This is a genomic window from Streptomyces sp. NPDC006655 (genome assembly GCF_040703965.1).
Classification (GTDB): Bacteria; Actinomycetota; Actinomycetes; order Streptomycetales; family Streptomycetaceae; genus Streptomyces.
In genome coordinates, this window is record NZ_JBEYJU010000114.1 from 1 (window position 1) to 24894 (window position 24894).

General features: G+C 68.2%; 32 protein-coding genes. 2 read left to right on the plus strand and 30 right to left on the minus strand.

The annotated features are described in order from the left end of the window. Positions 1–239: 239 nt before the first annotated feature. The 28 genes from rpsK to rpsJ all read right to left on the minus strand — a co-directional run bounded on the left by rpsK (position 240) and on the right by rpsJ (position 14846). The gene (gene rpsK, locus AB0958_RS38560; RefSeq protein ID WP_003956432.1) at positions 240–644 is read right to left on the minus strand and encodes a 30S ribosomal protein S11; all 405 of its coding nucleotides are present in this window, start codon (positions 642–644) and stop codon (positions 240–242) included. A gap of 70 nt (positions 645–714) precedes the next feature. Next, positions 715–1095, minus strand: a complete 381-nt coding sequence (gene rpsM, locus AB0958_RS38565) for a 30S ribosomal protein S13 (RefSeq protein WP_031167100.1) — start codon at positions 1093–1095, stop codon at positions 715–717. A gap of 188 nt (positions 1096–1283) precedes the next feature. Then, on the minus strand, positions 1284–1397 hold the full coding sequence (gene rpmJ, locus AB0958_RS38570) for a 50S ribosomal protein L36 (protein WP_003998809.1): 114 nt from the start codon (positions 1395–1397) through the stop codon (positions 1284–1286). 58 nt (positions 1398–1455) lie between these two features. Then, positions 1456–1677 carry a translation initiation factor IF-1 gene (gene infA, locus AB0958_RS38575; RefSeq protein ID WP_003948620.1) on the minus strand — a complete coding sequence of 74 codons (222 nt, stop codon included), beginning with the start codon at positions 1675–1677 and terminating at the stop codon, positions 1456–1458. A 266-nt stretch (positions 1678–1943) separates the two neighbouring features. Beyond that, complete coding sequence (gene map / locus AB0958_RS38580; protein ID WP_366895154.1) at positions 1944–2780, minus strand: type I methionyl aminopeptidase; 837 nt, start codon at positions 2778–2780, stop codon at positions 1944–1946. 105 nt (positions 2781–2885) lie between these two features. After that, on the minus strand, positions 2886–3554 hold the full coding sequence (locus tag AB0958_RS38585) for an adenylate kinase (RefSeq protein ID WP_366895155.1): 669 nt from the start codon (positions 3552–3554) through the stop codon (positions 2886–2888). After that, positions 3554–4867 carry a preprotein translocase subunit SecY gene (gene secY / locus AB0958_RS38590; RefSeq protein WP_132890194.1) on the minus strand — a complete coding sequence of 438 codons (1314 nt, stop codon included), beginning with the start codon at positions 4865–4867 and terminating at the stop codon, positions 3554–3556. The genes AB0958_RS38585 and secY overlap by 1 nt, the downstream gene beginning before the upstream one ends. A gap of 188 nt (positions 4868–5055) precedes the next feature. Further along, positions 5056–5511, minus strand: a complete 456-nt coding sequence (rplO, locus tag AB0958_RS38595) for a 50S ribosomal protein L15 (RefSeq protein WP_030233862.1) — start codon at positions 5509–5511, stop codon at positions 5056–5058. Between the two features lie 2 nt (positions 5512–5513). Then, positions 5514–5696 carry a 50S ribosomal protein L30 gene (gene rpmD, locus AB0958_RS38600; RefSeq protein WP_003974250.1) on the minus strand — a complete coding sequence of 61 codons (183 nt, stop codon included), beginning with the start codon at positions 5694–5696 and terminating at the stop codon, positions 5514–5516. 2 nt (positions 5697–5698) lie between these two features. Continuing rightward, positions 5699–6304: a 30S ribosomal protein S5 gene (rpsE, locus tag AB0958_RS38605; protein ID WP_030860989.1), complete on the minus strand. Its 606-nt coding sequence runs from the start codon at positions 6302–6304 to the stop codon at positions 5699–5701. 36 nt (positions 6305–6340) lie between these two features. Then, entirely contained in the window at positions 6341–6724 is a 384-nt protein-coding gene (gene rplR / locus AB0958_RS38610; RefSeq protein ID WP_360519446.1) for a 50S ribosomal protein L18, read from the minus strand. A 3-nt stretch (positions 6725–6727) separates the two neighbouring features. Next, positions 6728–7267, minus strand: a complete 540-nt coding sequence (gene rplF, locus AB0958_RS38615) for a 50S ribosomal protein L6 (RefSeq protein ID WP_046732374.1) — start codon at positions 7265–7267, stop codon at positions 6728–6730. 24 nt (positions 7268–7291) lie between these two features. Further along, a complete protein-coding gene (rpsH, locus tag AB0958_RS38620; protein WP_030420829.1) occupies positions 7292–7690 on the minus strand; it encodes a 30S ribosomal protein S8 in 399 nt (132 codons plus the stop codon). Between the two features lie 213 nt (positions 7691–7903). Beyond that, entirely contained in the window at positions 7904–8089 is a 186-nt protein-coding gene (locus AB0958_RS38625; protein WP_003948630.1) for a type Z 30S ribosomal protein S14, read from the minus strand. Positions 8090–8094: 5 nt separating this feature from the next. Beyond that, complete coding sequence (rplE, locus tag AB0958_RS38630; RefSeq protein ID WP_360519449.1) at positions 8095–8652, minus strand: 50S ribosomal protein L5; 558 nt, start codon at positions 8650–8652, stop codon at positions 8095–8097. Further along, positions 8652–8975, minus strand: coding sequence for a 50S ribosomal protein L24 (rplX, locus tag AB0958_RS38635; protein WP_003992365.1), 324 nt, complete (start codon positions 8973–8975; stop codon positions 8652–8654). The genes rplE and rplX overlap by 1 nt, the downstream gene beginning before the upstream one ends. 2 nt (positions 8976–8977) lie before the next feature. Continuing rightward, on the minus strand, positions 8978–9346 hold the full coding sequence (rplN, locus tag AB0958_RS38640) for a 50S ribosomal protein L14 (protein WP_003992364.1): 369 nt from the start codon (positions 9344–9346) through the stop codon (positions 8978–8980). Positions 9347–9443: 97 nt separating this feature from the next. Continuing rightward, a complete protein-coding gene (rpsQ, locus tag AB0958_RS38645; RefSeq protein ID WP_366895156.1) occupies positions 9444–9755 on the minus strand; it encodes a 30S ribosomal protein S17 in 312 nt (103 codons plus the stop codon). Further along, on the minus strand, positions 9755–9979 hold the full coding sequence (rpmC, locus tag AB0958_RS38650; protein WP_030174543.1) for a 50S ribosomal protein L29: 225 nt from the start codon (positions 9977–9979) through the stop codon (positions 9755–9757). Before rpmC ends, rpsQ begins: the two co-directional genes overlap by 1 nt. After that, a complete protein-coding gene (gene rplP / locus AB0958_RS38655; protein WP_007494765.1) occupies positions 9979–10398 on the minus strand; it encodes a 50S ribosomal protein L16 in 420 nt (139 codons plus the stop codon). The genes rpmC and rplP overlap by 1 nt, the downstream gene beginning before the upstream one ends. Positions 10399–10403: 5 nt before the next feature. Continuing rightward, positions 10404–11231: a 30S ribosomal protein S3 gene (gene rpsC / locus AB0958_RS38660; protein WP_046732371.1), complete on the minus strand. Its 828-nt coding sequence runs from the start codon at positions 11229–11231 to the stop codon at positions 10404–10406. After that, positions 11231–11578 carry a 50S ribosomal protein L22 gene (gene rplV / locus AB0958_RS38665; RefSeq protein ID WP_003974262.1) on the minus strand — a complete coding sequence of 116 codons (348 nt, stop codon included), beginning with the start codon at positions 11576–11578 and terminating at the stop codon, positions 11231–11233. The genes rpsC and rplV overlap by 1 nt, the downstream gene beginning before the upstream one ends. 44 nt (positions 11579–11622) lie before the next feature. Continuing rightward, positions 11623–11904, minus strand: a complete 282-nt coding sequence (gene rpsS / locus AB0958_RS38670) for a 30S ribosomal protein S19 (protein WP_003948639.1) — start codon at positions 11902–11904, stop codon at positions 11623–11625. A gap of 12 nt (positions 11905–11916) precedes the next feature. Continuing rightward, a complete protein-coding gene (rplB, locus tag AB0958_RS38675; RefSeq protein ID WP_041665436.1) occupies positions 11917–12753 on the minus strand; it encodes a 50S ribosomal protein L2 in 837 nt (278 codons plus the stop codon). A gap of 38 nt (positions 12754–12791) precedes the next feature. Further along, positions 12792–13211 (minus strand): 50S ribosomal protein L23, encoded by a 420-nt coding sequence (gene rplW, locus AB0958_RS38680; protein ID WP_132890198.1) that lies wholly within the window; start codon positions 13209–13211, stop codon positions 12792–12794. Next, positions 13211–13867 (minus strand): 50S ribosomal protein L4, encoded by a 657-nt coding sequence (gene rplD, locus AB0958_RS38685; RefSeq protein ID WP_123974799.1) that lies wholly within the window; start codon positions 13865–13867, stop codon positions 13211–13213. The genes rplW and rplD overlap by 1 nt, the downstream gene beginning before the upstream one ends. A gap of 8 nt (positions 13868–13875) precedes the next feature. Further along, positions 13876–14520: a 50S ribosomal protein L3 gene (gene rplC / locus AB0958_RS38690; protein WP_046732368.1), complete on the minus strand. Its 645-nt coding sequence runs from the start codon at positions 14518–14520 to the stop codon at positions 13876–13878. A 17-nt stretch (positions 14521–14537) separates the two neighbouring features. After that, positions 14538–14846: a 30S ribosomal protein S10 gene (rpsJ, locus tag AB0958_RS38695; RefSeq protein WP_003948644.1), complete on the minus strand. Its 309-nt coding sequence runs from the start codon at positions 14844–14846 to the stop codon at positions 14538–14540. A gap of 567 nt (positions 14847–15413) precedes the next feature. Between rpsJ and AB0958_RS38700 the strand changes: the two genes are divergently transcribed. Both AB0958_RS38700 and AB0958_RS38705 read left to right on the plus strand, forming a co-directional pair. Further along, the gene (locus tag AB0958_RS38700) at positions 15414–17066 is read left to right on the plus strand and encodes an RNA ligase family protein (protein WP_366895157.1); all 1653 of its coding nucleotides are present in this window, start codon (positions 15414–15416) and stop codon (positions 17064–17066) included. Between the two features lie 3 nt (positions 17067–17069). Next, on the plus strand, positions 17070–19883 hold the full coding sequence (locus AB0958_RS38705) for a poly(A) polymerase (protein WP_366895158.1): 2814 nt from the start codon (positions 17070–17072) through the stop codon (positions 19881–19883). Positions 19884–20596: 713 nt separating this feature from the next. On the opposite strand, the gene AB0958_RS38710 is transcribed toward AB0958_RS38705, so the two are convergent. Continuing rightward, positions 20597–21142 (minus strand): SMI1/KNR4 family protein, encoded by a 546-nt coding sequence (locus tag AB0958_RS38710; protein ID WP_366895159.1) that lies wholly within the window; start codon positions 21140–21142, stop codon positions 20597–20599. After that, a complete protein-coding gene (locus AB0958_RS38715; RefSeq protein ID WP_366895160.1) occupies positions 21139–24855 on the minus strand; it encodes an RHS repeat-associated core domain-containing protein in 3717 nt (1238 codons plus the stop codon). The genes AB0958_RS38710 and AB0958_RS38715 overlap by 4 nt, the downstream gene beginning before the upstream one ends. Positions 24856–24894: the final 39 nt, after the last annotated feature.

Here is a 24894-nt window from a genome sequence, read left to right on the forward strand (position 1 = left end):
GTAACCGAAGCCCGGCTCCAGCGGCTCGATCACGAACCGGGAGCGGAACTCGTCGACGACCTCTTCGGTCAACGAGGGACGCTGAGCGATCAGCATGTGTGGATCAGATCCTTCTTTCGTGGACGCCCGCTATTTGACGCCCGACGGAACCGCGCCCGTGAAAGACGCGGGTAGTGCAAGGGTACGGGCGGTACACCCCTTACGGGGCCGTACCGCCCGGCCAACCCTGCGAAGCGACGTCAGACGCGGCGGCGCTTCGGCGGACGGCAGCCGTTGTGCGGGGTCGGGGTGACGTCCTGGATGGAGCCGACCTCGAGGCCCGTGGCCTGCAGGGAGCGGATCGCGGTCTCACGACCGGAACCCGGGCCCTTCACGAACACGTCGACCTTGCGCATGCCGTGCTCCTGAGCGCGGCGGGCAGCCGACTCGGCGGCCATCTGCGCGGCGAACGGCGTGGACTTCCGGGAGCCCTTGAAGCCGACGTGGCCGGCGGAGGCCCAGGAGATCACGTTGCCGGACGGGTCCGTGATGGAGACGATCGTGTTGTTGAACGTGCTCTTGATGTGCGCGTGGCCGTGAGCGACGTTCTTCTTTTCCTTGCGGCGCACCTTCTTGGCAGCGCCCTGACGACCCTTGGGGGGCATCTACAAACTCCTACGGGGAGGTGGTCGGTCCTACAGCGAAGACCGCTGATGAAGCGTTGTCCGCTGAGGACTACTTCTTGCCCGGCTTCTTCTTGCCGGCGATGGCGCGACGCGGACCCTTGCGGGTGCGGGCGTTGGTGCTGGTGCGCTGACCGCGGACGGGCAGGCCGCGACGGTGACGCAGACCCTGGTAGCAGCCGATCTCGACCTTGCGGCGGATGTCGGCCTGGATCTCGCGACGGAGGTCACCCTCGGTCTTGATGTTGTTGTCGACGTACTCACGAATCGCGACGAGCTGCTCTTCGGTGAGGTCCCGGACACGGGTGTTCGGGTCGATGCCGGTCTCGGCCAGCGTCTGCTGGGAGAGTGTCCGGCCGATGCCGAACACGTAGGTGAGGGCGACCTCCACGCGCTTTTCGCGCGGGATGTCAACACCGGAAACGCGTGCCATTCAATGGCTCCTGGTGATCTTCGGAGGTCTTCCGCAGAACCGGCTCCCAGCCGCCGTACCAGGTACGAACTGGGTCCCCGGCCTCCGAACCGGGGGTGTCAGGCACCTTCGGTGCCTGGGTTCTGCGTATGAACAAATTCAGCTTGCGTCGCGCGAATCTCTGCGGGTGCAGAGGGATCGGTCGTGCGTCAGCCCTGGCGCTGCTTGTGGCGCGGGTTCTCGCAGATGACCATGACCCGACCGTGACGGCGGATCACCCTGCACTTGTCGCAGATCTTCTTGACGCTCGGCTTGACCTTCATGGTGAGGTTCTCCGGGTCAGTGCCACCACCCCGCAAGGATCCGGGGTGCGGGCAAGATCTACTTGTAGCGGTAGACGATCCGGCCACGCGTCAGGTCGTACGGAGACAGCTCCACCACGACCCGGTCGTCAGGGAGGATGCGGATGTAGTGCATGCGCATCTTGCCGCTGATGTGTGCCAGGACCTGGTGGCCGTTCTGGAGCTCGACCTTGAACATGGCGTTCGGAAGAGACTCGACGACAGTGCCCTCGATCTCGATGGCACCTTGCTTCTTGGCCACGCTTCGCCCTTCGAATCGACTACCTTGATCGACTCCCGCACTGTCCCTTACGGGCGCATGCAGACATGCGGGTGCACGAGAGCCGACGAGTCAGTCTACGTCAGCGCACCCGGAAAGACGAATCGAGAAAGCCTGCCCCGGAAACCAGATCATTAAGCGCCGGGGAGTGGAGCGCCCCTTCAGGGGCGCTGGGGGTACCCCCAGCCTTCGGCTGGGGGAGGAACTGCGCGACAAGCCCCCACCGGGGCCGCGGCCTCAAACCGTGCTCAGCCCAGCGGATCCGGCGCAGCCGTGACCCCGTGCTCGGCCAGCTTGGCCTTACCCCCGTCAGGAGCCGTCAGCACCAGCGGCCCCTCTTCGGTCAGCGCGACACTGTGCTCCCAGTGCGACGACCACGTCCCGTCCGTGGTGATCACGGTCCAGTCGTCCGACAGGACCTCCGTCCGCGGCGTCCCCAGCGACACCATCGGCTCGATGGCCAGGCAGAACCCGGGCACCAGCTTCGGTCCCTTGCCCCGCCGCCGGTCCACGTAGTTCAGCAGGTGCGGGTCCATGTGCATCTCGGTGCCGATGCCGTGGCCGCCGTAGTCCTCGATGATCCCGTACTTGCCACCGCCCGGCTTCGGCTGCCGGCGGATGTACGTCTCGATCGCCCGCGACACGTCCACCAGGCGGTTGCCCTGCTTCATCGCCGCGATGCCGGCCCACATCGACTCCTCGGTCACCCGGGAGAGCTCGATCAGCTCCGGAGCGTGCCCGGAGCCGACGAACGCGGTGTACGCGGCGTCGCCGTGCCAGCCGTCGACGATCGCGCCGCAGTCGATGGAGATGATGTCGCCGTCCTTGAGGACGACGTCCTCGGAGGGGATGCCGTGGACGACCACGTCGTTGACGGACGTGCAGATGGTGGCGGGGAAGCCGCCGTACCCGAGGAAGTTCGACTTGGCGCCGTGCTCGGCGAGGACCTTGCGGGCCACCTCGTCCAGGTCCCGCGTGCTGGCGCCGGGGACGGCCGCCGTACGCGTCGCCGCGTGGATGGCGGCGACGACCAGGCCCGCCGCCCGCATCTTGGCGATCTGCTCGGGGCTCTTGATCTGCACCATGGGTGGCCTGCGCTCTCCGTCACTCACGTCAACGTCAACCGAATATGTACACAACAGTACGGCCGCGGCACCCGAGGGGGCACCGCGGCCGGAACCGCCGGGGGACTACTTCTTCTCGTCGTCCTCGTCACGCTTGAGCGCGTGCAGCGCCCGCGTCGTGATCTCGTCCACCGGCCCCAGCGAGGAGATGGTGCGGACCAGCCCCTGTGCCTTGTAGTAGTCGATGATGGGCTCGGTCTGCGTGTGGTAGACCTCCAGCCGCGTACGGACGGTGTCCTCGGAGTCGTCGTCGCGCTGGTAGAGCTCGCCGCCGCAGACGTCGCAGACGCCCTCGACCTTGGGCGGGGTGTACGTGACGTGGAAGACGTGGGACGAGTCGTTGCGGCAGATGCGGCGGCCCGCGATCCGCTTGACGACCTCGTCCTCCGGGACCTCCAGGTCCAGTACCGCGTCGAGCTTGATGCCCTCGTTCTTCAGCACCTCGTCGAGCGCCTCGGCCTGCGACACGTTGCGCGGGAAACCGTCCAGCAGGAAGCCACGCTGCGCGTCCGGCTGCTCCATGCGGTCCTTGGCCATCGCGATGGTGACCTCGTCGGGGACCAGGTTGCCGGCGTCCATGTAGGACTTCGCGAGTTTCCCGAGCTCCGTCTGCTGGCTGATGTTGGCGCGGAACAGGTCGCCCGTGGAGATGTGCGGGATGTTCAGCTCCTTGGCAAGGCGAACGGCTTGCGTTCCCTTACCGGCGCCAGGCGGCCCGACGAGGACGATTCGCATCAGCGGAGGAACCCTTCGTAATTGCGCTGCTGAAGCTGGCTCTCGATCTGCTTCACCGTCTCGAGACCCACACCCACGATGATCAGGATGCTGGTGCCACCGAACGGGAAGTTCTGGCTTGCCCCAAAGCCAACCAACGCCATCGTCGGTACGAGAGCGATCAGGCCCAGATACAGCGAACCCGGCCAGGTGATCCGGTTGAGCACGTACGACAGGTACTCAGCGGTCGGTCGGCCAGCCCGGATGCCCGGGATGAAGCCACCATACTTCTTCATGTTGTCGGCTACTTCCTCGGGGTTGAAGGAGATAGCGACGTAGAAGAACGCGAAGAAAACGATGAGCAAGAAGTACAGGGTGATGTAGATCGGGTGGTCACCCTTGGTCAGGTTCGTGGAAATCCACTGCTTCCAGCCCGAGTTCCCGCCGGCGAACTGCGCCACGAGGGCGGGGATGTACAGCAGCGACGAGGCGAAGATCACCGGGATCACACCGGCCTGGTTCACCTTGAGCGGGATGTACGTCGAGGTACCGCCGTAGGAGCGACGGCCGATCATGCGCTTCGCGTACTGGACCGGGATCCGGCGCTGCGCCTGCTCGACGAAGACCACCAGGGCGACCATGACGAGGCCGACCGCGATCACGGTGCCGAACTCGATCCAGCCGCCGGCCAGGGTGCCCTGCTTCTTGATCGCCCACAGCGCGGACGGGAAGGTGGCGGCGATCGAGATGAACATCAGGATCGACATGCCGTTGCCGATGCCGCGGTCGGTGATCAGCTCACCGAGCCACATGACGACGGCCGTACCGGCGGTCATGCAGATGACCATCGTGATGGTGGTGAAGATCGCCTGGTCCGGGACGATGCTGGAGGCGACCGTGCAGCCGTTGAAGAGGGCGCCGCTGCGGGCGGTGGCGACCAGGCCGGTGCCCTGCAGGATGGCGAGGGCCACCGTCAGGTAGCGGGTGTACTGGGTGATCTTCGCCGTACCGGCCTGGCCCTCCTTCTTCAGGGCTTCCAGGCGCGGGATGACCACCGTCAGCAGCTGAAGGATGATGCTGGCCGTGATGTACGGCATGATGCCGAGCGCGAAGATCGTGATCTGGAGCAGCGCGCCGCCGCTGAACATGTTGACGAGACCGAACAGGCCCTGGTTGCCGGAGGCCTCGTTCACACACGTCTGGACGGCTTTGTAGTTGACGCCGGGGATCGGGATGTGGGTGCCGACCCGGTAGACCACGATGATGGCCAGCGTGAAGAGCAGCTTCTTGCGCAGGTCGGGCGTCCTGAACGCCCGGGCGAACGCGGTGAGCACGGTGCCTCCTGCGACCCCCGCGCAACTGCGTCAAGGGTGACGGTCTTGAGGTTCGACGAATGGGAAAAAGAACAGTGCTGGCCACCTTACCGGCCGTACTGCCCCCCTAGGAACGACCAACCGGGGATACCCCATTGTGAGGTATCCCCGGTCGGGAGTTGCTTACGTCATCGAGACGTCCGAAGGACTCAGACGAGCTCGGTGACGGTGCCGCCGGCGGCGGTGATCTTCTCCTTGGCGGAGCCGGAGACGGCGTCGACCGTCACCTGCAGCGCCACGGAGACCTCACCCTGGCCGAGGACCTTGACGAGCGCGTTCTTGCGAACGGCACCCTTGGCCACCAGACCCTCGACGGTGACCTCGCCACCCTCGGGGTAGAGCGCGGCCAGCTTGTCGAGGTTCACGACCTGGTACTCGGTCTTGAACGGGTTCTTGAAGCCCTTCAGCTTCGGGAGACGCATGTGGAGGGGCATCTGGCCACCCTCGAAGCGCTCCGGAACCTGGTAACGGGCCTTCGTACCCTTGGTACCACGACCGGCCGTCTTACCCTTCGACGCCTCACCACGACCGACACGGGTCTTGGCGGTCTTGGCGCCCGGGGCGGGACGGAGGTTGTGGATCTTGAGCGGGTTCTGCTCCGCCATGATCAGTCGACCTCCTCGACCGTCACGAGGTGGCGGACGGTGTGCACCATGCCGCGGAACTCGGGGCGGTCCTCCTTGACGACCTGCGTGTTGATGCCCTTGAGACCAAGGGAACGCAGGGTGTCACGGTGGTTCTGCTTGCTGCCGATGTAGGACTTGACCTGCGTGATCTTGAGCTGCGCCATGATCACACACCCGCCCCGGCACGCGCACGCAGCAGGGCCGCGGGGGCGACGTCCTCGAGGGGCAGACCACGGCGGGCCGCGATCTCCTCGGGACGCTGCAGACCCTTCAGGGCCGCCACGGTGGCGTGCACGATGTTGATCGCGTTGTCGGAGCCGAGCGACTTCGACAGCACGTCGTGGATACCGGCGCACTCGAGCACGGCGCGCACCGGACCACCGGCGATAACACCGGTACCGGGGGACGCGGGCTTGAGCAGGACGACGCCGGCAGCCTTCTCACCCTGGATCGGGTGCGGGATGGTGCCCTGGATACGGGGGACCTTGAAGAAGTGCTTCTTGGCCTCCTCAACGCCCTTGGCGATGGCGGCCGGCACCTCCTTGGCCTTGCCGTAACCGACACCCACGGTGCCGTCACCGTCGCCCACCACGACCAGCGCGGTGAAGCTGAAGCGACGACCACCCTTCACAACCTTGGCGACGCGGTTGATCGCGACGACGCGCTCAACGTACGCGGTCTTCTCGGCGGCAGCAGCGCCGCCGTCACGGCCCTTCCGGTCCCGCCGCTCGCCGCCACCGGCACCGCCACCGCGGCGCTGGGGTCCAGCCATTGGATTACCTCTCTCTTTCCGCTAGCTACAAGCGGCTCAGAACTTGAGCCCGGCCTCGCGGGCGGCGTCCGCCAGGGCGGCGATGCGCCCGGCGTACTGGTTACCACCACGGTCGAACACCACGGCCTCGACACCGGCGGCCTTGGCACGCTCGGCGACCAGGGCGCCGACCTGCTTGGCCTGCGAGGACTTGTCACCCTCGCCACCACGGACCGAGGTGTCCAGCGTGGACGCCGACGCCAGGGTGTGACCCTTGATGTCGTCGATCACCTGGGCCACGATGTGGCGGTTCGAGCGGGTAACGACCAGACGGGGACGCTCCGCCGTACCGGAAATGTTCTTACGGATCCGGATGTGACGGCGCTTGATCGCGGCGCGCTTGTAGGCGTCGCCCTTGAGGATCTTCTGTCCGTATGCCATGGCTTACTTACCCGCCTTTCCGACCTTGCGGCGGATGACTTCGCCCTCGTACTTGACGCCCTTGGCCTTGTACGGGTCGGGCTTGCGCAGCTTGCGGATGTTGGCCGCGACCTCGCCGACCTTCTGCTTGTCGATGCCCTCGACCGAGAAACGGGTCGGAGCCTCGACCTTGAAGGTGATGCCCTCGGGGGCCTCGACCAGGATCGGGTGGCTGTAACCGAGCGCGAACTCGAGGTTCGAACCCTTGGCGGTCACGCGGTAACCGACACCGCTGATCTCGAGCTTCTTCACGTAACCCTGGGTCACGCCGGTGATCATGTTCGCCACCAGCGTGCGGGACAGGCCGTGCAGGGCCTTGCTCTGACGCTCGTCGTTGGGGCGGGTCACCGCGAGAGTGCCGTCCTCGCCCTTGGCGATGTCGATCGGTGCCACGACGGTGTGGGTCAGCTCGCCCTTGGGGCCCTTGACCTTCACCGTGCGGCCGTCGATGGTGACGTCCACGCCGGCGGGAACCGCGATGGGGAGCTTGCCGATGCGCGACATAGCTGTTTCCTCCGTTCCCTTCTGCTACCAGACGTAGGCGAGGACTTCCCCACCCACGCCCTTCTTGCCGGCCTGCTTGTCGGTGAGGAGCCCGTGCGACGTGGAGATGATCGCCACGCCCAGGCCGCCGAGCACCTTCGGCAGGTTGGTGGACTTCGCGTAAACCCGGAGACCGGGCTTGGAGATGCGCTTGATCCCCGCGATGGAGCGCTCACGGTTGGGACCGAACTTCAGGTCCAGGACGAGGTTCTTGCCGACCTCGGCGTCCTCGACCTTCCAGCCCGTGATGAAGCCCTCCTGCTGGAGGATCTCCGCGATGTGAGACTTGATCTTGGACGCCGGCATCGTCACGGAGTCGTGGTATGCCGAGTTCGCGTTCCGCAGACGCGTAAGCATGTCTGCGATCGGATCAGTCATGGTCATGAATTGGCCTTCGGCCTCTCTCGCCGGGGTTTCCAGGTGCCCATCCCTCTCCTCGATCCGAGACGAGGCGGGTGCGGTGCGGTGGACCTACGGCGTAGTAAGTCGTAAAGGCGACCGTCAGGCGCCCAACCCTCCAAGCCTAAGCCATGAAGGGGCGGGCGCCTGACACGCCCATTGCTTACCGAGAGCTTCGGGAATCCCTAAAACGCGGGATTACCAGGAGCTCTTGGTCACGCCCGGCAGCTCGCCACGGTGAGCCATCTCACGAAGGCACACGCGGCAGAGGCCGAACTTGCGGTACACGGAGTGCGGACGGCCGCAGCGCTGGCAGCGCGTGTAGCCACGCACACCGAACTTGGGCTTGCGAGCAGCCTTGGCAATCAGAGCCTTCTTCGCCATCTCGCTCACGCCTCCTTGAACGGGAAGCCGAGGTGACGAAGGAGCGCACGGCCCTCAGCGTCGTTGGTCGCCGTGGTGACCACGGTGATGTCCATGCCCCGGGTACGGTCGATCTTGTCCTGGTCGATCTCGTGGAACATGACCTGCTCCGTGAGACCGAAGGTGTAGTTGCCACGGCCGTCGAACTGCTTGGGGGACAGACCACGGAAGTCGCGGATGCGCGGGAGCGCGAGCGACAGGGTGCGGTCCAGGAACTCCCACATGCGGTCGCCACGGAGCGTGACGTGGGCACCGATCGGCTGGCCCTCACGCAGCTTGAACTGCGCGATGGACTTGCGGGCCTTGGTGACCTGCGGCTTCTGACCGGTGATCGTGGTGAGGTCGCGGATGGCGCCCTCGATCAGCTTGGAGTCACGGGCGGCGTCGCCGACACCCATGTTGACCACGATCTTGACGAGGCCGGGAATCTGCATGACGTTCTCGTACTTGAACTCGTCACGCATCTTGCCCGCGATCTCCTCGCGGTACTTCTGCTTCAGACGCGGAGTGGTGGTGGTCGTCATCAGATGTCCTCACCCGTCCGCTTGGCAACGCGGATCTTGTTGCCTTCGTCGTCGAAGCGGTAACCGACACGCGTGACGACCTTGTTGCCGTCCTTCTCCACGACCAGCTGGACGTTGGAGACGTGGATCGGCGCCTCGGTGGTGACGATGCCGCCGGCCTGGGAACCGCGAGCGGTCGGGCCGGCCTTGGTGTGCTTCTTGACCCGGTTGACACCCTCGACCAGGACGCGGTCCTCGCGGGGGAAGGCCGCGATGACCTTGCCCTGCTTGCCCTTGTCCTTACCGGTGATGACCTGGACCAGGTCGCCCTTCTTGATCTTCATGCTTACAGCACCTCCGGCGCGAGCGAGATGATCTTCATGAACTTCTTCTCGCGCAGCTCACGCCCGACCGGGCCGAAGATGCGGGTGCCGCGAGGGTCGCCGTCGTTCTTCAGAATGACGGCGGCGTTCTCGTCGAAGCGGATGTACGAGCCGTCCGGACGGCGGCGCTCCTTGACGGTGCGAACGATGACCGCCTTGATGACGTCACCCTTCTTCACGTTGCCGCCGGGGATCGCGTCCTTGACGGTGGCGACGATGACGTCACCGATGCCCGCGTAGCGGCGACCGGAGCCACCGAGCACACGGATGCAAAGGATCTCCTTCGCACCAGTGTTGTCGGCGACGCGCAGTCGCGACTCCTGCTGGATCACGTCTATCTCCTGTGTGTCTGCCGGTTCCCGGCAGGGGTCCTGTTACGGAACCCCTGCCGAGCCTGGCGGAACTGTCCTGCGGGTTTGCCCGCAGGAATTACTTGGCCTTCTCGAGGATCTCGACGACGCGCCAGCGCTTCGTCGCGGACAGCGGCCGGGTCTCCATGAGGAGGACACGGTCGCCGACGCCCGCGGCGTTCTGCTCGTCGTGCGCCTTGAGCTTGTTGGTACGGCGGATGACCTTGCCGTACAGCGCGTGCTTGACGCGGTCCTCGACGGCGACGACGACGGTCTTGTCCATCTTGTCGCTGACGACGAGACCCTCACGGGTCTTGCGGAAGCTGCCGCGCGCCTCGCCCGCGGCGGAGCCGCCGGTGGTTGCAGTCTCGTTCACGTTGCTCTCGCTCATCAGGCGCTCTCCACCGTTTCGATGCCCAGCTCACGCTCGCGCATCAGGGTGTAGATCCGCGCGATGTCCTTGCGGACCGCCTTCAGACGGCCATGGTTCTCAAGCTGTCCGGTCGCCGCCTGGAAGCGGAGGTTGAACAGCTCTTCCTTGGCCTCGCGGAGCTTGCCCAGAAGCTCCTCGTTGCCCAGCTCGCGCAGCTCGGACGCCTTGGTACCGGCCGACATCACGCTTCACCTGCCTCGCGCTTGACGATCCGGCACTTCATCGGCAGCTTGTGGGCTGCGCGAGTGAGGGCCTCACGCGCAATCTTCTCGTTGGGGTACGACAGCTCGAACATCACGCGTCCGGGCTTGACGTTGGCGATCCACCACTCAGGAGAACCCTTACCGGAACCCATGCGGGTCTCGGCGGGCTTCTTGGTGAGCGGACGGTCCGGGTAGATGTTGATCCAGACCTTGCCACCACGCTTGATGTGACGCGTCATGGCGATACGAGCGGCCTCGATCTGACGGTTCGTCACGTACGCCGGGGTGAGCGCCTGGATGCCGTACTCGCCGAACGCAACCGTCGTGCCACCCTTGGCAGCGCCGCTGCGTCCGGGGTGGTGCTGCTTGCGGTGCTTGACCCTACGGGGGATCAGCATGTCGGTCAGGCCTCCGTTCCGGTGCTCTCAGCCGGAGCGGCGGCGGGGGCCTCGGCCTTGGGGGCCTCGGCGCCGGCAGCCTGCTGCGGCTTGCGACCGCGCCGCTCGCCACCGCGGCCACCACGGGCCGGGCGGTCGGCAGCGCCGCCACCACGGGCCGGGCGGTTGCCGGCACGGGCTGCGGCGTTCTCGGCGCGGACCTCGGCGATGTTCTTGACGTCGCCCTTGTAGATCCAGACCTTCACACCGATGCGGCCGAAGGTCGTCTTGGCCTCGAAGAAGCCGTAGTCCACGTTCGCACGGAGCGTGTGCAGGGGCACGCGGCCCTCGCGGTAGAACTCCGAGCGGGACATCTCGGCGCCGCCGAGGCGGCCACCGCACTGGATCTTGATGCCCTTGGCGCCCGCCTTCATCGCCGACTGCATGCTCTTGCGCATGGCACGGCGGAAGGAGACGCGGGAGGAGAGCTGCTCGGCGACGGCCTGGGCCACCAGCTGAGCGTCGGTCTCCGGGTTCTTGACCTCGAGGATGTTCAGCTGGACCTGCTTGCCGGTCAGCTTCTCCAGGTCACCGCGGATGCGGTCGGCCTCGGCGCCGCGGCGGCCGATGACGATGCCCGGACGCGCGGTGTGGATGTCCACACGCACACGGTCACGGGTGCGCTCGATCTCCACCTTCGAGATACCGGCGCGCTCCATGCCGGACGTCATCATCCGACGGATGGCGACGTCTTCCTTGACGTAGTCCTTGTACAGCTTGTCGGCGTACCACCGGGACTTGAAGTCCGTGGTGACACCGAGCCGGAACCCATGCGGGTTAACCTTCTGGCCCATTACCGGGTTCCTTCCTTGCTGCTGACGACCACGGTGATGTGGCTGGTCCGCTTGCGGATCCGGTAGGCACGGCCCTGGGCGCGCGGACGGAACCGCTTCAGGGTCGGGCCCTCGTCGACGTACGCCTCGGAGATGAAGAGGCTGTCGGCGTCGGTGTGGTCGTAGTTGTGCGCGGCGTTGGCGATGGCGCTGTCGAGCACCTTGCCGACCGGCACGGAGGCTGCCTGCGGAGCGAATCGCAGAACAGCCTGAGCCTCCGTGGCATCCATGCCACGGATAAGGTCCACCACGCGGCGGGCCTTCATGGGCGTAACGCGGATGTACCGCGCCTGGGCCCTGGCTTCCATGGTTGTCCCTCTCAGTTACTTACGTGTCTGAATGCGATCCGCTACTAGCGGCGCTTCGACTTCCGGTCGTCCTTGACGTGGCCGCGGAAGGTGCGGGTCGGCGAGAACTCGCCGAGCTTGTGGCCGACCATCGACTCGGTGACGAACACCGGGATGTGGGTCTTGCCGTTGTGCACCGCGATCGTGTGGCCGAGCATGGCCGGGACGATCATCGAGCGACGGGACCAGGTCTTGATGACGTTCTTGGTGCCGGCTTCGTTCTGGACATCCACCTTCTTGATCAGGTGGTCGTCTACGAAGGGCCCCTTCTTCAAGCTACGCGGCATCTCAACCCGTCCTTAGCGCTTCTTGTTCGTCTTGCGGCGGCGGACGATGTACTTGTTCGACGCCTTCTTGGGCGAACGAGTACGGCCTTCCTTCTTGCCCCACGGGGACACAGGGTGGCGACCACCGGAGGTCCGGCCCTCACCACCACCGTGCGGGTGGTCGACCGGGTTCATCACGACACCACGGACGGTCGGGCGGACGCCCAGCCACCGCTTGCGGCCGGCCTTGCCCCAGTTGATGTTCGACTGCTCGGCGTTGCCGACCTCACCGACGGTGGCGCGGCAGCGCGCGTCCACCATGCGGATCTCGCCGGACGGCATACGGAGGGTCGCCATGGCGCCCTCACGGGCGAGCAGCTGCACCGAGGCACCCGCGGAACGGGCGAACTTGGCGCCACCACCGGGACGGAGCTCGATCGCGTGGATCGTGGTACCGACCGGGATGTTGCGGAGGGCCAGGTTGTTGCCCGGCTTGATGTCGGCCCCGGGACCGTTCTCCACGGTGTCGCCCTGCTGCAGGTTGCGCGGGGCGAGGATGTAGCGCTTCTCGCCGTCCGCGTAGTGCAGCAGCGCGATGCGCGCGGTGCGGTTGGGGTCGTACTCGATGTGCGCGACCTTCGCCGGCACGCCGTCCTTGTCGTGACGACGGAAGTCGATCACTCGGTAGGCGCGCTTGTGTCCGCCACCCTGGTGGCGAACGGTCACACGACCGGCGTTGTTACGGCCGCCCTTGCTGTGCAGGGGGCGGACCAGCGACTTCTCCGGCGTGGACCGCGTGACCTCGACGAAGTCGGCGACGCTGGCGCCACGACGGCCCGGCGTAGTCGGCTTGTACTTGCGGATTCCCATTTCTCAGTCCTCGTCCGATATCGGACGATCCGACCCGCTTACGCGGTCGGACCGCCGAAGATGTCGATACGGTCGCCCTCGGCAAGGGTCACGATCGCGCGCTTGCTGCCGGCACGCTGACCGAAACCGGTCTTCGTGCGCTTGCGCTTGCCCTGGCGGTTGAGCGTGTTGACCCCGGTGACCGTGACCGAGAAGACCGCCTGGACGGCCTGCTTGATCTGGGTCTTGTTGGCGTTCGGGGCGACGATGAACGTGTACTTGTTCTCGTCGAGGAGCGCGTAGCTCTTCTCCGAGACGACCGGCTTCAGCAGGACGTCACGGGGGTCCGTGTACGACTTGCTCAGCGGGGTCTCGACGGTGTTCTTGCCCTCGGCCTCGTGGCGGCGGGCCTTCGCGACGCGCGCGGCCTTGGCGGCCTTGGCGGCCTTCGAGGCGATGCTGGGGTGACGGATGGCCATCAGACCTCGGTCCCTTCGGTGTCGTTGGCCTTCGGGCCGGCGACGAAGGACTCGAGAGCGGCCTGGGTGAAGACCACGTCGTCCGAGACGATCACGTCGTACGTGTTCAGCTGGCCCGGCTCCAGGATGTGGACCTGGGGCAGGTTGCGGGCGGAGAGCCAAGCGGCCTCGTCGGCGCGGTCGACGACCAGGAGCAGGTTCTTGCGCTCCGAGATCTTGCCGAACAGCGTGCGAGCGGCCTTGGTGCTGGGGGTCTCGCCCTCGATCACGCCGGTGACGACGTGAATGCGGTTGTGACGCGCCCGGTCGGTGAGGGCGTGACGCAGAGCGGCAGCCTTCATCTTCTTGGGGGTGCGCTGCGAGTAGTCACGCGGCTGCGGGCCGTGGACGACGCCACCACCGGCGAACTGCGGCGCGCGGGTCGAGCCCTGACGGGCGCGGCCGGTGCCCTTCTGGCGGTACGGCTTCTTGCCACCACCACGGACTTCGCCACGGGTCTTGGTCTTGTGCGTGCCCTGACGGGCGGCAGCGTTCTGCGCGACGACGACCTGGTGGATCAGCGGGATGCTGACCTTCTCCACGCCGAAGATCTCCGCGGGGAGCTCGACGCTACCGGTCTTCTCGCCGGCAGGCGAAAGGATGTCAACAGTGCTCATCGGTTACCTCAGGCCCCCTTGGCCGCGGTGCGGACCAGGACGAGGCCGCCGTTCGGACCGGGAACCGCGCCCTTGATGAGCAGCAGACCCTTCTCCGCGTCAACGGCGTGGACGGTCAGGTTCTGGGTGGTGACACGCTCGTTGCCCATGCGACCCGCCATGCGGAGGCCCTTGAACACGCGGCCCGGGGTGGCGCAGCCACCGATGGAACCGGGCGAGCGGTGCTTGCGCTGGGTGCCGTGACCGGCGCCGAGGCCCTTGAAGTTGTGACGCTTCATGACACCGGCGAAGCCCTTGCCCTTGCTCTTGCCGGTGACGTCGACCTTCACGCCGGCCTCGAAGACCTCGGCGGTGACTTCCTGACCGAGCGTGTACTCGGCGGCGTCGGCCGTCCGGATCTCGACGAGGTGACGACGGGGGGTGACGTCGGCCTTCGCGAAGTGGCCCTTGAGGGGCTTGTTCACCTTGCGCGGGTCGATCTCGCCGAAGGCGATCTGGACCGACTCGTAGCCGTCGACGTCGTTCGTACGGACCTGGGTGACGACGTTGGGGCCGGCCTTGACGACGGTGACCGGAACAACACGGTTGTTCTCGTCCCACACCTGCGTCATGCCGAGCTTCTCGCCCAGGATGCCCTTGATCTGCTTAGCCATTCTCAGATCACCAGCCCTCAGAGCTTGATCTCGATGTCGACACCGGCCGGGAGGTCGAGTCGCATCAGAGAGTCAACGGTCTTGGGCGTCGGGTCGAGGATGTCGATCAGGCGCTTGTGCGTGCGCATCTCGAAGTGCTCGCGCGAGTCCTTGTACTTGTGCGGCGACTTGATGACGCAGTACACGTTCTTCTCAGTGGGCAGCGGCACCGGGCCCGCGACCGACGCACCAGTGCGGGTCACCGTCTCGACGATCTTCTTCGCCGAGGAGTCGATGACCTCGTGGTCGTAGGCCTTGAGCCGGATGCGGATCTTCTGTCCCGCCATGGCTACTCAGTAGTCCTGTCTCTGTTAAACGCTCTGGAACCCGGTGGTTCCGTTCTGCCTTCTTCTCCGACCCACGCGGTCGGGCGTGTCGCGCTCCCGCTGACACAGATGCCCCTTGTTCGAACATCCCTGCGGGGAATGCACACGGCCCTTCCGGAACCGCAAGCCGGGGGTGAAGACCCACCGGGTGCCTGGCCGGTGCCGCACCACACTTCCCGAAAGATTCCCGTACGTCCGCCCCAGTGCTGCCGTGGTGGCAGTTAGGACGACGAGTACTGTGGGACTCGCTTCCGGTCCTCCCGGCGGGAGGCGCGCAGCATCAACACTCGACCGAGCAACTCCGACAGTCTGCCATACGGGGTGGGGGGCTGGCCAATCGGGCCGGGGAGCATACCCCCGGAGTGACGCAGGTCAAACCCGGACCCTCCGCAGCGGCGTTCCCGAGAGCCCGGCCGGGCGCTCCCGAGAGCACCGGCAGGTCCCGGCCGCGGCGTAATCCGCTCGCCCGCCACCACCCCGCCCTCCTACGCTGAGCAGGCACGACGGCTGTCACGGGGGACGTTCACCATGCGTACGCACTATCCACGGACCCGGCATCTGCCCTGGTCGCCCGGCGCGACCGCCGACGACCTCCGGGTCACCGACCTGTCCGGGCTGCGCGGCCGCGAGGTCGTCGTGACCGAGAAGCTCGACGGCGAGAACACCACACTTTACGCGGACGGCCTGCACGCACGTTCGCTGGACTCGGCCCCGCACCCCTCCCGCACCTGGGTCAAGGCGCTCCAGGCCCGGATCGGCCACGCGATCCCGGACGGGTGGCGGGTGTGCGGGGAGAACATGTTCGCCCGGCACTCGATCGCGTACGACGAACTGAAGAGCTATTTCTACGGCTTCTCGGTGTGGGACGGTCAGGGCCGCTGCCTGGACTGGGACCGGACGGTGGTCTTCCTGCGCGAGCTCGGCGTCCCCGCTCCCCGGGTGCTGTGGCGCGGCGTGTTCGACGAGCGGGCGCTGCGCGCCCTGCGGCTGGATCCCGGGCGGCAGGAGGGGTACGTCGTCCGGGCCGCGGACGGGTTCGGCGCGCCGGAGTTCGGGGAGCGCGTGGCCAAGTGGGTGCGGGCCGGGCACGTGCGGACGGACACGCACTGGATGCACGCGGCCGTCGTCGAGAACGGGCTCGGGGCCGGTTCGGCCCTGTGGGCGGTGCGGTCGGGTGCGACCGTCGACGTGCGGGCGCTGGAGGAAGCCGTGGGGCTGACCGGCGCGGGGGACGCACGGACCGTCGGCCGCTTCGACCCGGCGGGGCGGTCCGGGGACGACCTGCTGGCCGGCGTCCTGGCCGCGCTGCTGCACGGCGCGCGGCGGGGGCGGCTGGCGGCGCGGCTCGCCCCGGTGACGGGCCTGCCGCTCGCCCGCCGGGTCGCCGACCTCGTGGGGCTGCACCCGGCACTGCACCGGCCGTATCCGGACGAGGACCGGCGGGCCGGTCTGGTGCGCCTGTCCCACGCTGCGGACCTGGGCCTGCTGCATGCGGTCGCCCGGGCCACCGCGGCCACCCGGGAGGCGCGCGAGCAGGTGGAGTGGTCGGCGCTGCACGCCGAGGACGTGCGGGACCTCGGGCTGCGGGAGGTGTTCGCCGGGCTGCCGGCCGATGCGGCCGCCCGGTGCCGAGCCGAGGCCCGGGAGGCGTACGCGCTGGGGCGGATCGGCAGTGCCGACGAGGCCGTCGCCGCGACCTGGCGCCGGCGGTCCGGCGTGTTCCCGAAGCTGATCCAGACGGTCGGCCCGGCGGGCAGCGGCAAGAGCACCTTCGCGCGGGGCCTGGCGGGTGTGGACGCGTACGTCTCCCTGGACGACCTGCGCGAGGCGCGCGGCTCACGCGCCGACCAGCGGGCCAACGGCGAGGTCCTCAGCGAGGGGCTCGGCCGACTGGACCGGGCCCTGGCCGCCGGCGGGACCGTGGTGTGGGACGCCACGTCCCTCACCAAGCAGCAGCGCGCGCTGGTGCACGGGATCGCCCACCGCCGTGACGCCCTGATCACGCACGCCGTGGTCCTGGTCGACGAGGACGAGCTGGTACGGCGCAACACCCGCCGCGAGCACCCGGTGCCGCCCGACGTGCTCGCCGGCCAGCTGCGGCGCTTCGTCCCGCCGTATCCGGGCGACGCCCACCGCACCTGGTACATCGGGGCGGCCGGGACCGTCGAGGAAGAGGTCTGAGGCGTGCGTACGAGCGAGGAGATCTATCACCGGGTGCGCTGGGACGCGCGTTTCGACCCGGCCCGCTTCGTGCTCGGGGTCCGCCGGCGCGGCGCCGCGCCGAAGCGTGTCCCGCTGCCCGCGTTCGTGCCCGGGGGCGAGATCCCCTGGCACCGGGTGCTGTTCATCGAGGCCGACGGCGAGGTGGTGTGGGACCGGGCCACCGGGGTGGACCGGATCGACGCGACGGAGGCGGGGCGGGTTCGGGAGGCCCGGCTGCTCCGGGCGCCGTTCTTCACGGCCCGGACGCCGTACGCGTGGGACGGCGCGGACTGGGCGCCCGCACCCGCGCGGCCCGAGGACGCGTCCGGGGACGGGCGGGCATCCGGTCTGCGGGCATCCGGGGGTGTGCGGGTGCTGACCTGGAACACTCTCTGGGACCGGTACGACGCCGACCGCATCGACACCGCCCGGCGCAGGCCGCTGCTGCTGCGGGCGCTGCGCGACGCGGACGTGAACGTGATCGCGTTGCAGGAGGTCGAGTCGGACCTCCTCGACCTCCTGCTGGGCGAGGAGTGGGTACGGGCGGACTGGACCCTGGGCACGGACCCGCGCGGGCGGGACGTCGACGCGTGCGGGCTGCTGCTCCTGAGCCGGCTCCCCGTCACCGAGGCCGCACACCACGAACTGGGCCCGCACAAGGCGGTGACCGCCCTCGTGGTGGCGGCGGCCGGACGGCCCGTGGTCGTCGCGGCGACCCATCTGAGCAGCGACCACTCGGAGAACGGCGCCGACCGGCGCGCGGGGGAACTCAGCCGCGTCGCCGAGGGCCTGGCGGGCGTGGACGCCGATCTGCTGCTGATGGGCGACTTCAACGACGGCGGCTCCACACCGCAGCTGACCCTGGGCCTGCGGGACGCGTGGAGCGAGGTGCACGGCGCCGACGACACCACCCCGACCTTCGACCCGGGCGGCAATCCGCTGGCCGCGGTCTCGTCGCTGACGGGCCGGGCCTCGCGGCTGGACCGGGTGCTGCTGCGCGGAGCGGGGCTGCGGGTTCGGCACGCCGAACTGTGCGGTGACGTGCCCTCGGCGGAGGGGACGTACGTCTCCGATCACTACGGTGTCCGGGCCGAGTTCGTGGTGGGCGCTACGGAAGCGGACGCCGAGGACTCCCTCGCCGAAGGACCGACGCCCCGTACGGCGCTGGCGTGGCTCCCGCCCGAGGAGCTGTGGGCCCCGCTGCAGGAGATCCGCCGGGACCACGACCCGGGGATCCGGCGCTGGCCCCCGCACGTGAACCTGCTCTTCGGATTCGTACCGGAACACGCCTTCGAGCGGGCGGCGGCGGTGCTGGCGACGGCCGGCACCGCTCCCTTCGACGCCCGGCTGGAGGGCGTGCACTGGTTCGGCCACCGGGACGACGCGACCGTCTGGCTGGACCCCGCGGCCGCGGGCGAGCAGCCCTGGGCCGACCTGCACCGCACGCTCCTGCGCCGCTTCCCCCGCTGCGGCGGCCGCCACCCCGGGTTCACCCCGCACCTCAGCCTGGGCCGCACCACCGACCCGAACGCCCTGGCCGACGCCTGCGCGGCCCGGCTCGCCCCGATGCCGGTCAGGGTCGGCGAGCTGGCCCTGCTCTCGCGGCGCGGGGACGAGCCGATGCGGGTACGGGCCACGGTGACGCTGGGAACGGGCGAGGTGCGGTGGGCGGAGGAGGCCGCGCGGGACGGGGCTCAGGACGGGGTGACGGGGGTGGCCGAGGAGACCACCCGCCGTGTCGAGAAGGCGTTCCCCGACGGAGTGGTCCATGTCGTCGGCTCCCGGCGGATGGGCTGCGCGCTGCCCGGTGCGGACCTGGACCTGGTCGCGGTGCTGCCGGGCACGGTGGAACTCTCCGCCGTACAGACGCGGTTGGCCGCCGCCCTCCCCGGGGCGGCGGATGTGCGCGAGGTGGTCGGGGCCCGTGTCCCCGGTCTGCGGCTGCGGGTCGACGGCCTGGACGTGGACCTGGTCGTGGTCACCACGGGTGCGACGGACCCCGCGGAGGCGGTCGCGCGCCGGACCGAGCTGGGCGAGGAGGCCGCGATCGCGCTCAGCGCGGTGAGCGACGCCGAGGCGGTGCCGGCCTCGGTGGGCGGGCACCGGGTTGCCTTCGCCCGGCTGGCCACGCAGGTCAAGGCGTGGGCGAAGGCCAGGGGTCTGGACTCGGCACCGTTCGGCGGCCTGCCGGGCCTGGCCTGGTCCGTCCTGGCCGCCCGCACCACCGCCGAGGCCGGCGATCTCGCACCGGGCGCTCTCCTCCGGCACTTCTTCGCGACGTGGGCGGCCTGGGACTGGCGGGAACCGGTGGGCGGAACAGTCGATCCGGCCCGCCCCCTCCTCCCCCTCACCGTCACGACGCCCTCCGCCCCTGTCCGCTCCTGCACCGACCAGGTCACGGCGGGCATGCGCGACCTGCTGACCCAGGAGCTGTTCCGCGCCTGGGAGCTGCTGGACGCGACCACGGACCCCTGCCCCCGGGCCGAACTCCTCGCCCCTCCCCCGCTCCACCGCCGCCACGCGGCCTGGGCGGTCCTGACGGTGCGCCCGGACGCGGACGAGGGCCGGGTGCGCGGCAGGATGCGAGCGCTCGTCACCGACCTCTCGACGTCGGCCCCCGACTGCCACGCCTGGCCCCGCCCCTTCACCACGGCCCCGGTCCGCTACGCCATCGGCCTGGGCGCCACCCCACCCACCGCCGACCATCTCGCGGCCCTGGCGGAGCGCCGACTGCGCGGCCTGCCCGGGGTCACGCTGACGCGGGCGGAAGGAGGCGGGGTGCCGACCCTGCGCTGACGCTCGGCGCCGGACGGTGCGCGCACCCCGCCTGGCGGCGCCGTACTCGGAGCCGGCCGAACCGGCGCCGACGACGCGGCTCTCGGACCGGTCCCGGCCGCCCCGCGCGTCAGAATCCCTGGGGGCGGGATGAGGCTTGGCCGCGGGGCCTCCGGACCAGGTCAGACGTGCCTCGATCTGGTCCCCGGTGAGCAGCGTCCCATCGCGGCACCATCCGTACAGGCCAGGGGACCGCGCGGGGTTCCTGCGCTCCCCCGTCCACCGGGCGGCGCCGAGGACTCCCTCACGTCAACCCTCCACTCAATACCATTGCCCCCGTACATGAATGAGTGCGCGGCCGCCTCCGCATGTAGAGGTGTCCGGCACACGCACCGACCGGTTGCCGTGCGCACCGGCCGTGCAACGCCGCCAATTGAAGGTTCCGTCTGTCGTTGCGAGACTCGCTCCCGGCAGAGTCACCGTTCCTCTTGGAGGCCAGCGGATGGACGCAGTGCACGCCAACAGGTGGTCGGTACTGGGCAGGGAGATCCTGCGAGGTGAGGTCGAGGTGACAGCCGCCCACTGCCCCGACTGCGGCGCGCAGACCTTGACGTGTCGGGAAGTGGGGCGGCGCACCGACAGGACGGGCTACGCGGAAGTCCGCTGCAGGGACTGCGGGCACGGCATCTACGTCGTGCGCGCCTTCGGACAGGACGGTTATCCCGCCCCGCCTTTCATCGGCGACGAAGGGCGCTCGGATCGGGGTCCGGAGTGAAGACGGGGTGCGGGTGCGGGAAATCGCTGGGAAACACATCCATCCGAGTCGCCTTGGAGAGGATCGCCACCAGGAATTCCACAATGCCGCCCTCGAAGTGCGGCCACTTGGTGTTGCGTGCCCCATTCGCCGTCACGGTCCACGCGTTCGGATCTTCTTCTGGATCGGTAATCCAGTAAATAGTGTCACCATTGTCGGTCTTTCCGACGGCCAGTAGCGATTCAATCTCGTACGGGACCTTCTTCTGTAGACTCTCCGGCATTTGCTCCAACAGTTCGGCGGCACGTTCGGCAGCATCGACGAGGCGCGTCGGATAAAATCGAGAATTCGGATGCAGGATGGTCATGAACTGATCGAAGGATCCTGACCCGTATCGCTCCGCCAGCCATTTGTAGTCGTCTGGCAGCGAGATATCCAGCTCGTCCTCGACTCGCTCCCAGTCGATGTCCGCCACGACGGCCTCCGGGGGCGGCACCAGCCGCAGCAACTCTTCTCGTGCGGTCACAGCATCTCCGTTTCTCCGAGTCCGAACATACCCGCAGGGTTCTCCAGTTCTTCGTCGAGAGTGAACCCCTTGTCCCCCCGGGCATGGAACGTGAGTTTATGGGGGGCCACGTCACCGGGCTCAGGATAGTGGGCGCGAACCTCGTATCTGACGGTCTCCCCATTGGACACCGCGTCATAGATCTTCTGCTCGATCTGATCCCGCATGATCGGCGTGTTGGTCGGGTCCTGAGTCAGAGTCACCAGATTCTCTTCCAGGTCACCCCGCCCGCCCAGTCGATCTGCCAGCAGGTGCCCGCGCCCCTCATTGAATTTCGTGCCGTGCCCGCTCCATCCGGAGGGGTGAATATCCTGGGACGCGGAAGTTCCGGTATCGAGCATGTCCTTCGAGATGACCGCGTTGACGCCCGTCGCCCGCCCGTCGGCGTCCAGCGGAAGGTAGTGGACGTTCCCGTTGTGCTCGATGACCCCGTTGCACGGCCCCAGACCGAGCGGATCCACCCATCGCCACGGGTTGTGGACATAGGCGACCGGATTGAAAGCGAACTCGATGCCAACGGGGTCCTGGGAGGCGTAGCGGCCGGTCTCCGGGTCGTAGTAACGGTGATAGTTGTAGTGGAGGCCCGTCTCCGGGTCCTGGTACTGCCCGGGAAAGCGCAGCGGCGTGGACGCGGAGTTCTCCCCGTTCTGGGCCGTGACTCCCCAGGTCGTCCTTCTCGATCGCCACGAGACCGCGCCGGTTTCGTCGACGAGTTCGGTGGGGGCGCCGACGACATCGGTGACGATGGCGAAGAACTGGGAGTCGATGTCCTGCCGGGTTGCCGCATCGGTGATGCGTTCCGTCTGTGTGAGCGGGTGCAGGCCGTCGTGATCCCAGGTGAGGGTGACGGGATCCGGGCGGCCGTCGGCGACCGTGGTCTGCTCAGCGAGGGTCGTGCCGTCCCAGACGAAGCGTGTGACCTCGGTCGGCGTCACACCGTCGGCCGCGCACCGCGTCTTCGATATCCGGCGCCCCATGGGGTCGTAGGCGTAGCGCCAGACCGTCCCGTCCGGTGTGGTGACGGACGTCAGCCGGTCCTCGGCATCCCACTCGTACGTCCAGACGTCCGGCTTGCGGGACAGGCGACGCTTACGCCTGGCGGTCACCCGGCCCGCCCCGTCGGAGTCGTACCGCACCGAGCCCGCGCCCTGCTGCGGCCACGTCGCTTCGACCTGGTTGCCGGCCTGGTCGTAGGCGTAGGACTCAATCCAGTCATGCGCTCGCACGCCGGTGACACGCCCGGCAGTGTCGAGGTCGATCGAGATCGGCCCGGCCAGCATGTCCTCCACGCCCACGAGGTAGCCGTCCGGGCGGTACGCGTAGGCGCGCTGCTCCACGGTCTCACCTGCGGCCGACAGCCTCTGGCCGACCATCCGCCCTGCCGGATCCCAGTCGTGTTCCAGCAACAGCGAGTCACCGATCGCACGCGATGTCTCGCGTCCCGCCGCGGTGTGGGCGAAGTCGAGACGGTGGCCCGAGGTGGTCAGTGACGTGGTCCGGCCCGCCGCGTCGAGCGTGTACTCGGCGACCGCGCCGGTCGGTGTGGTGCGTGCCGTGCGCCTTCCCCGGGCGTCGTAGCGGAAGGAGAGCGTACGACCGTTGGTCGTCTCGGCGACGACCCGACCTGCAGCGTCCCTGTGCCGGATCACATCGCAGCCCGGGCCCAGGGCCCGGCTCAGCAGGCCGTCCGCGTCGTACTCGTACGAGGTGACCTCGCCGGCCACGTCCTTCGCGATGGTCCGGCCGACCGCGTCCAGGCTGTAACGGACAGTCTGCCCGAGAGGGTTGGTGCGGGAGACCAGCCGACCGGCGGCGTCCCTGCCGTAGTGGACCCGACGGTCGTCGAAGTCCTTCTCGCCGATCAGCCGACCTGCCGCGTCATAGGTGTACTCCCAGGTCAGCCCTCTGGGGTCGGTGACCCTGGTCAGGTTCAGGGACGGTGAGTAGGAGAACTCGTAACGAACTCCATTGGGGTCGGTCCGTGCACTCAGCAAGTCGAAATGTGTGTACTCGTACGTCGTGACTCCGCCGCCCGCGTTCACGTGACGGGTGCAGTTGCCCTCTCCGTCGTACTCCCACGTCTCGGTCGCCCCCTCCGGGCCGACTCTCCGCGCGAGCTTTCCCTCGGGTGTCCACCGGTAAGTGGTCACCCGCCCCTCCGGGTCCGTGACGCTGCTGATCCGGCCGAAGGCGTCGTAGGCCTTCGTCACCTGGTGCCCCAAGGGATCCACTATGCCGACGCACAGTCCGCTGCGGTCGTTCGTCAGCCGTGTCCGTGCGCCCAGCGCGTCGACGACACCGACCAGTGCGCCCGTCTCGTCGTACTCGTAATGCGTCGTGGCACCGAGGGGGTCGGTGACGGCGATGCAGTTGCCCCTGCTGTCGTACTCCCTCGCAACCGATGCCCCACCGGGCAGCAGTACGGTCGCGAACTGTCCCCTGTCCGTGTAGGACCAGTGAGTCGTGGCTCCGTCCGGGCGAGTGAGGGCGGTGAGCCGTCCGCCGGGGCCGTGGGAGAAGCGTGTCGCATGCCCCAGCGCATCCGTCCACGCCACCAACTGCTGATCTTCACCGTACTCGTTGACCGTCACACCACCGCATGCGTCGATCTCCGCCTCGATCAGGAACCGCTCGTCGACGACGAAACGGGTGACCGCGCCCTCCGCACCGGTGTAGGTCGTGATGCGCTTTCCCGGCCAGGCGTCGTCGGTGCCGTCGTAGTCGAGAACAGCGGCCAGGTACCCGCCTTCGCCGCCTTGCGCGACACAACGGTCCCTCGCGTCGTACGCGTAGGTGTAGGTGCTCCCGTTGGTGTCCGTCCACGAAGTGACGCGCAGCCTGTCGTCATAGGAATATCGCAGGGGCAGGCCGGAGGAGTTGATGACCTCGGTGAGATTGCCGTCCGTGTAGCCGTACCGCATGACCACGGCGTCCGTGCCGTCCTCTGCGGCGCCCGCCAGGTGGAGTGCCGTCACCCGCTGACCGTCGGTCGCGATCCGCACGTGGTGGCCACTCGTGTGCCGGATGCCGACCGGTGCCCCGTCGGGGGCATAGTCGAACCGGACCGCGTTGCCGTTCCGGTCCGATATCCGCAGCAGAGGGCAGAGCCCGCCCGTGGGCCTGCCGAAATGGCGCGTCAGGCCGGAGGCGGGATCCTGTACCCGGTAGCCACCGCCGTCGAGACGACGGAGGGGCCAGCGGGGCCCTGTCTCCGGCAACGCCGGCGTGTCCGGATCGGCGGGATGCGGGTACGAGAGCAGTCGGCCGTCCTCGGTGACGAGGACGACGCCCTGTGCGTCGATCTCCAGCCGCTGGTCCAGGGTGGAGGCCCAGGAGGGCCCGAACCACCAGCCCGTCCGGTACCCGGATGCCACCTGCCGGGAAAGGCCGAGCGGCAGGGTGCCGAGAAGGTTCAGGTCGGACTGTACGAGGAACATCCAGCCGGTCGCCATGTCGATCGGGTCGCCGCAGCCCCGGATGCGCGACTTGAGACGGCCGAGCGCGTCCTTCCCGCCGGTGAGTGCGTCGTCGAGCATCCGGCGCCCGCTCTTGCCCAGCCCGCGGACGGCGAGGCTCACGGCCTTCATGCCACCGCGGAGGTCCTTCATCTCCCTCAGCCCCTTGGCGAGTTTGCCGAGGCTGGTGATGCCCTTGCCGCCAGGTATGCAGTCCATGGCGGCGAACGCCACGTCCCATAGGGACGCTTGGCCTTT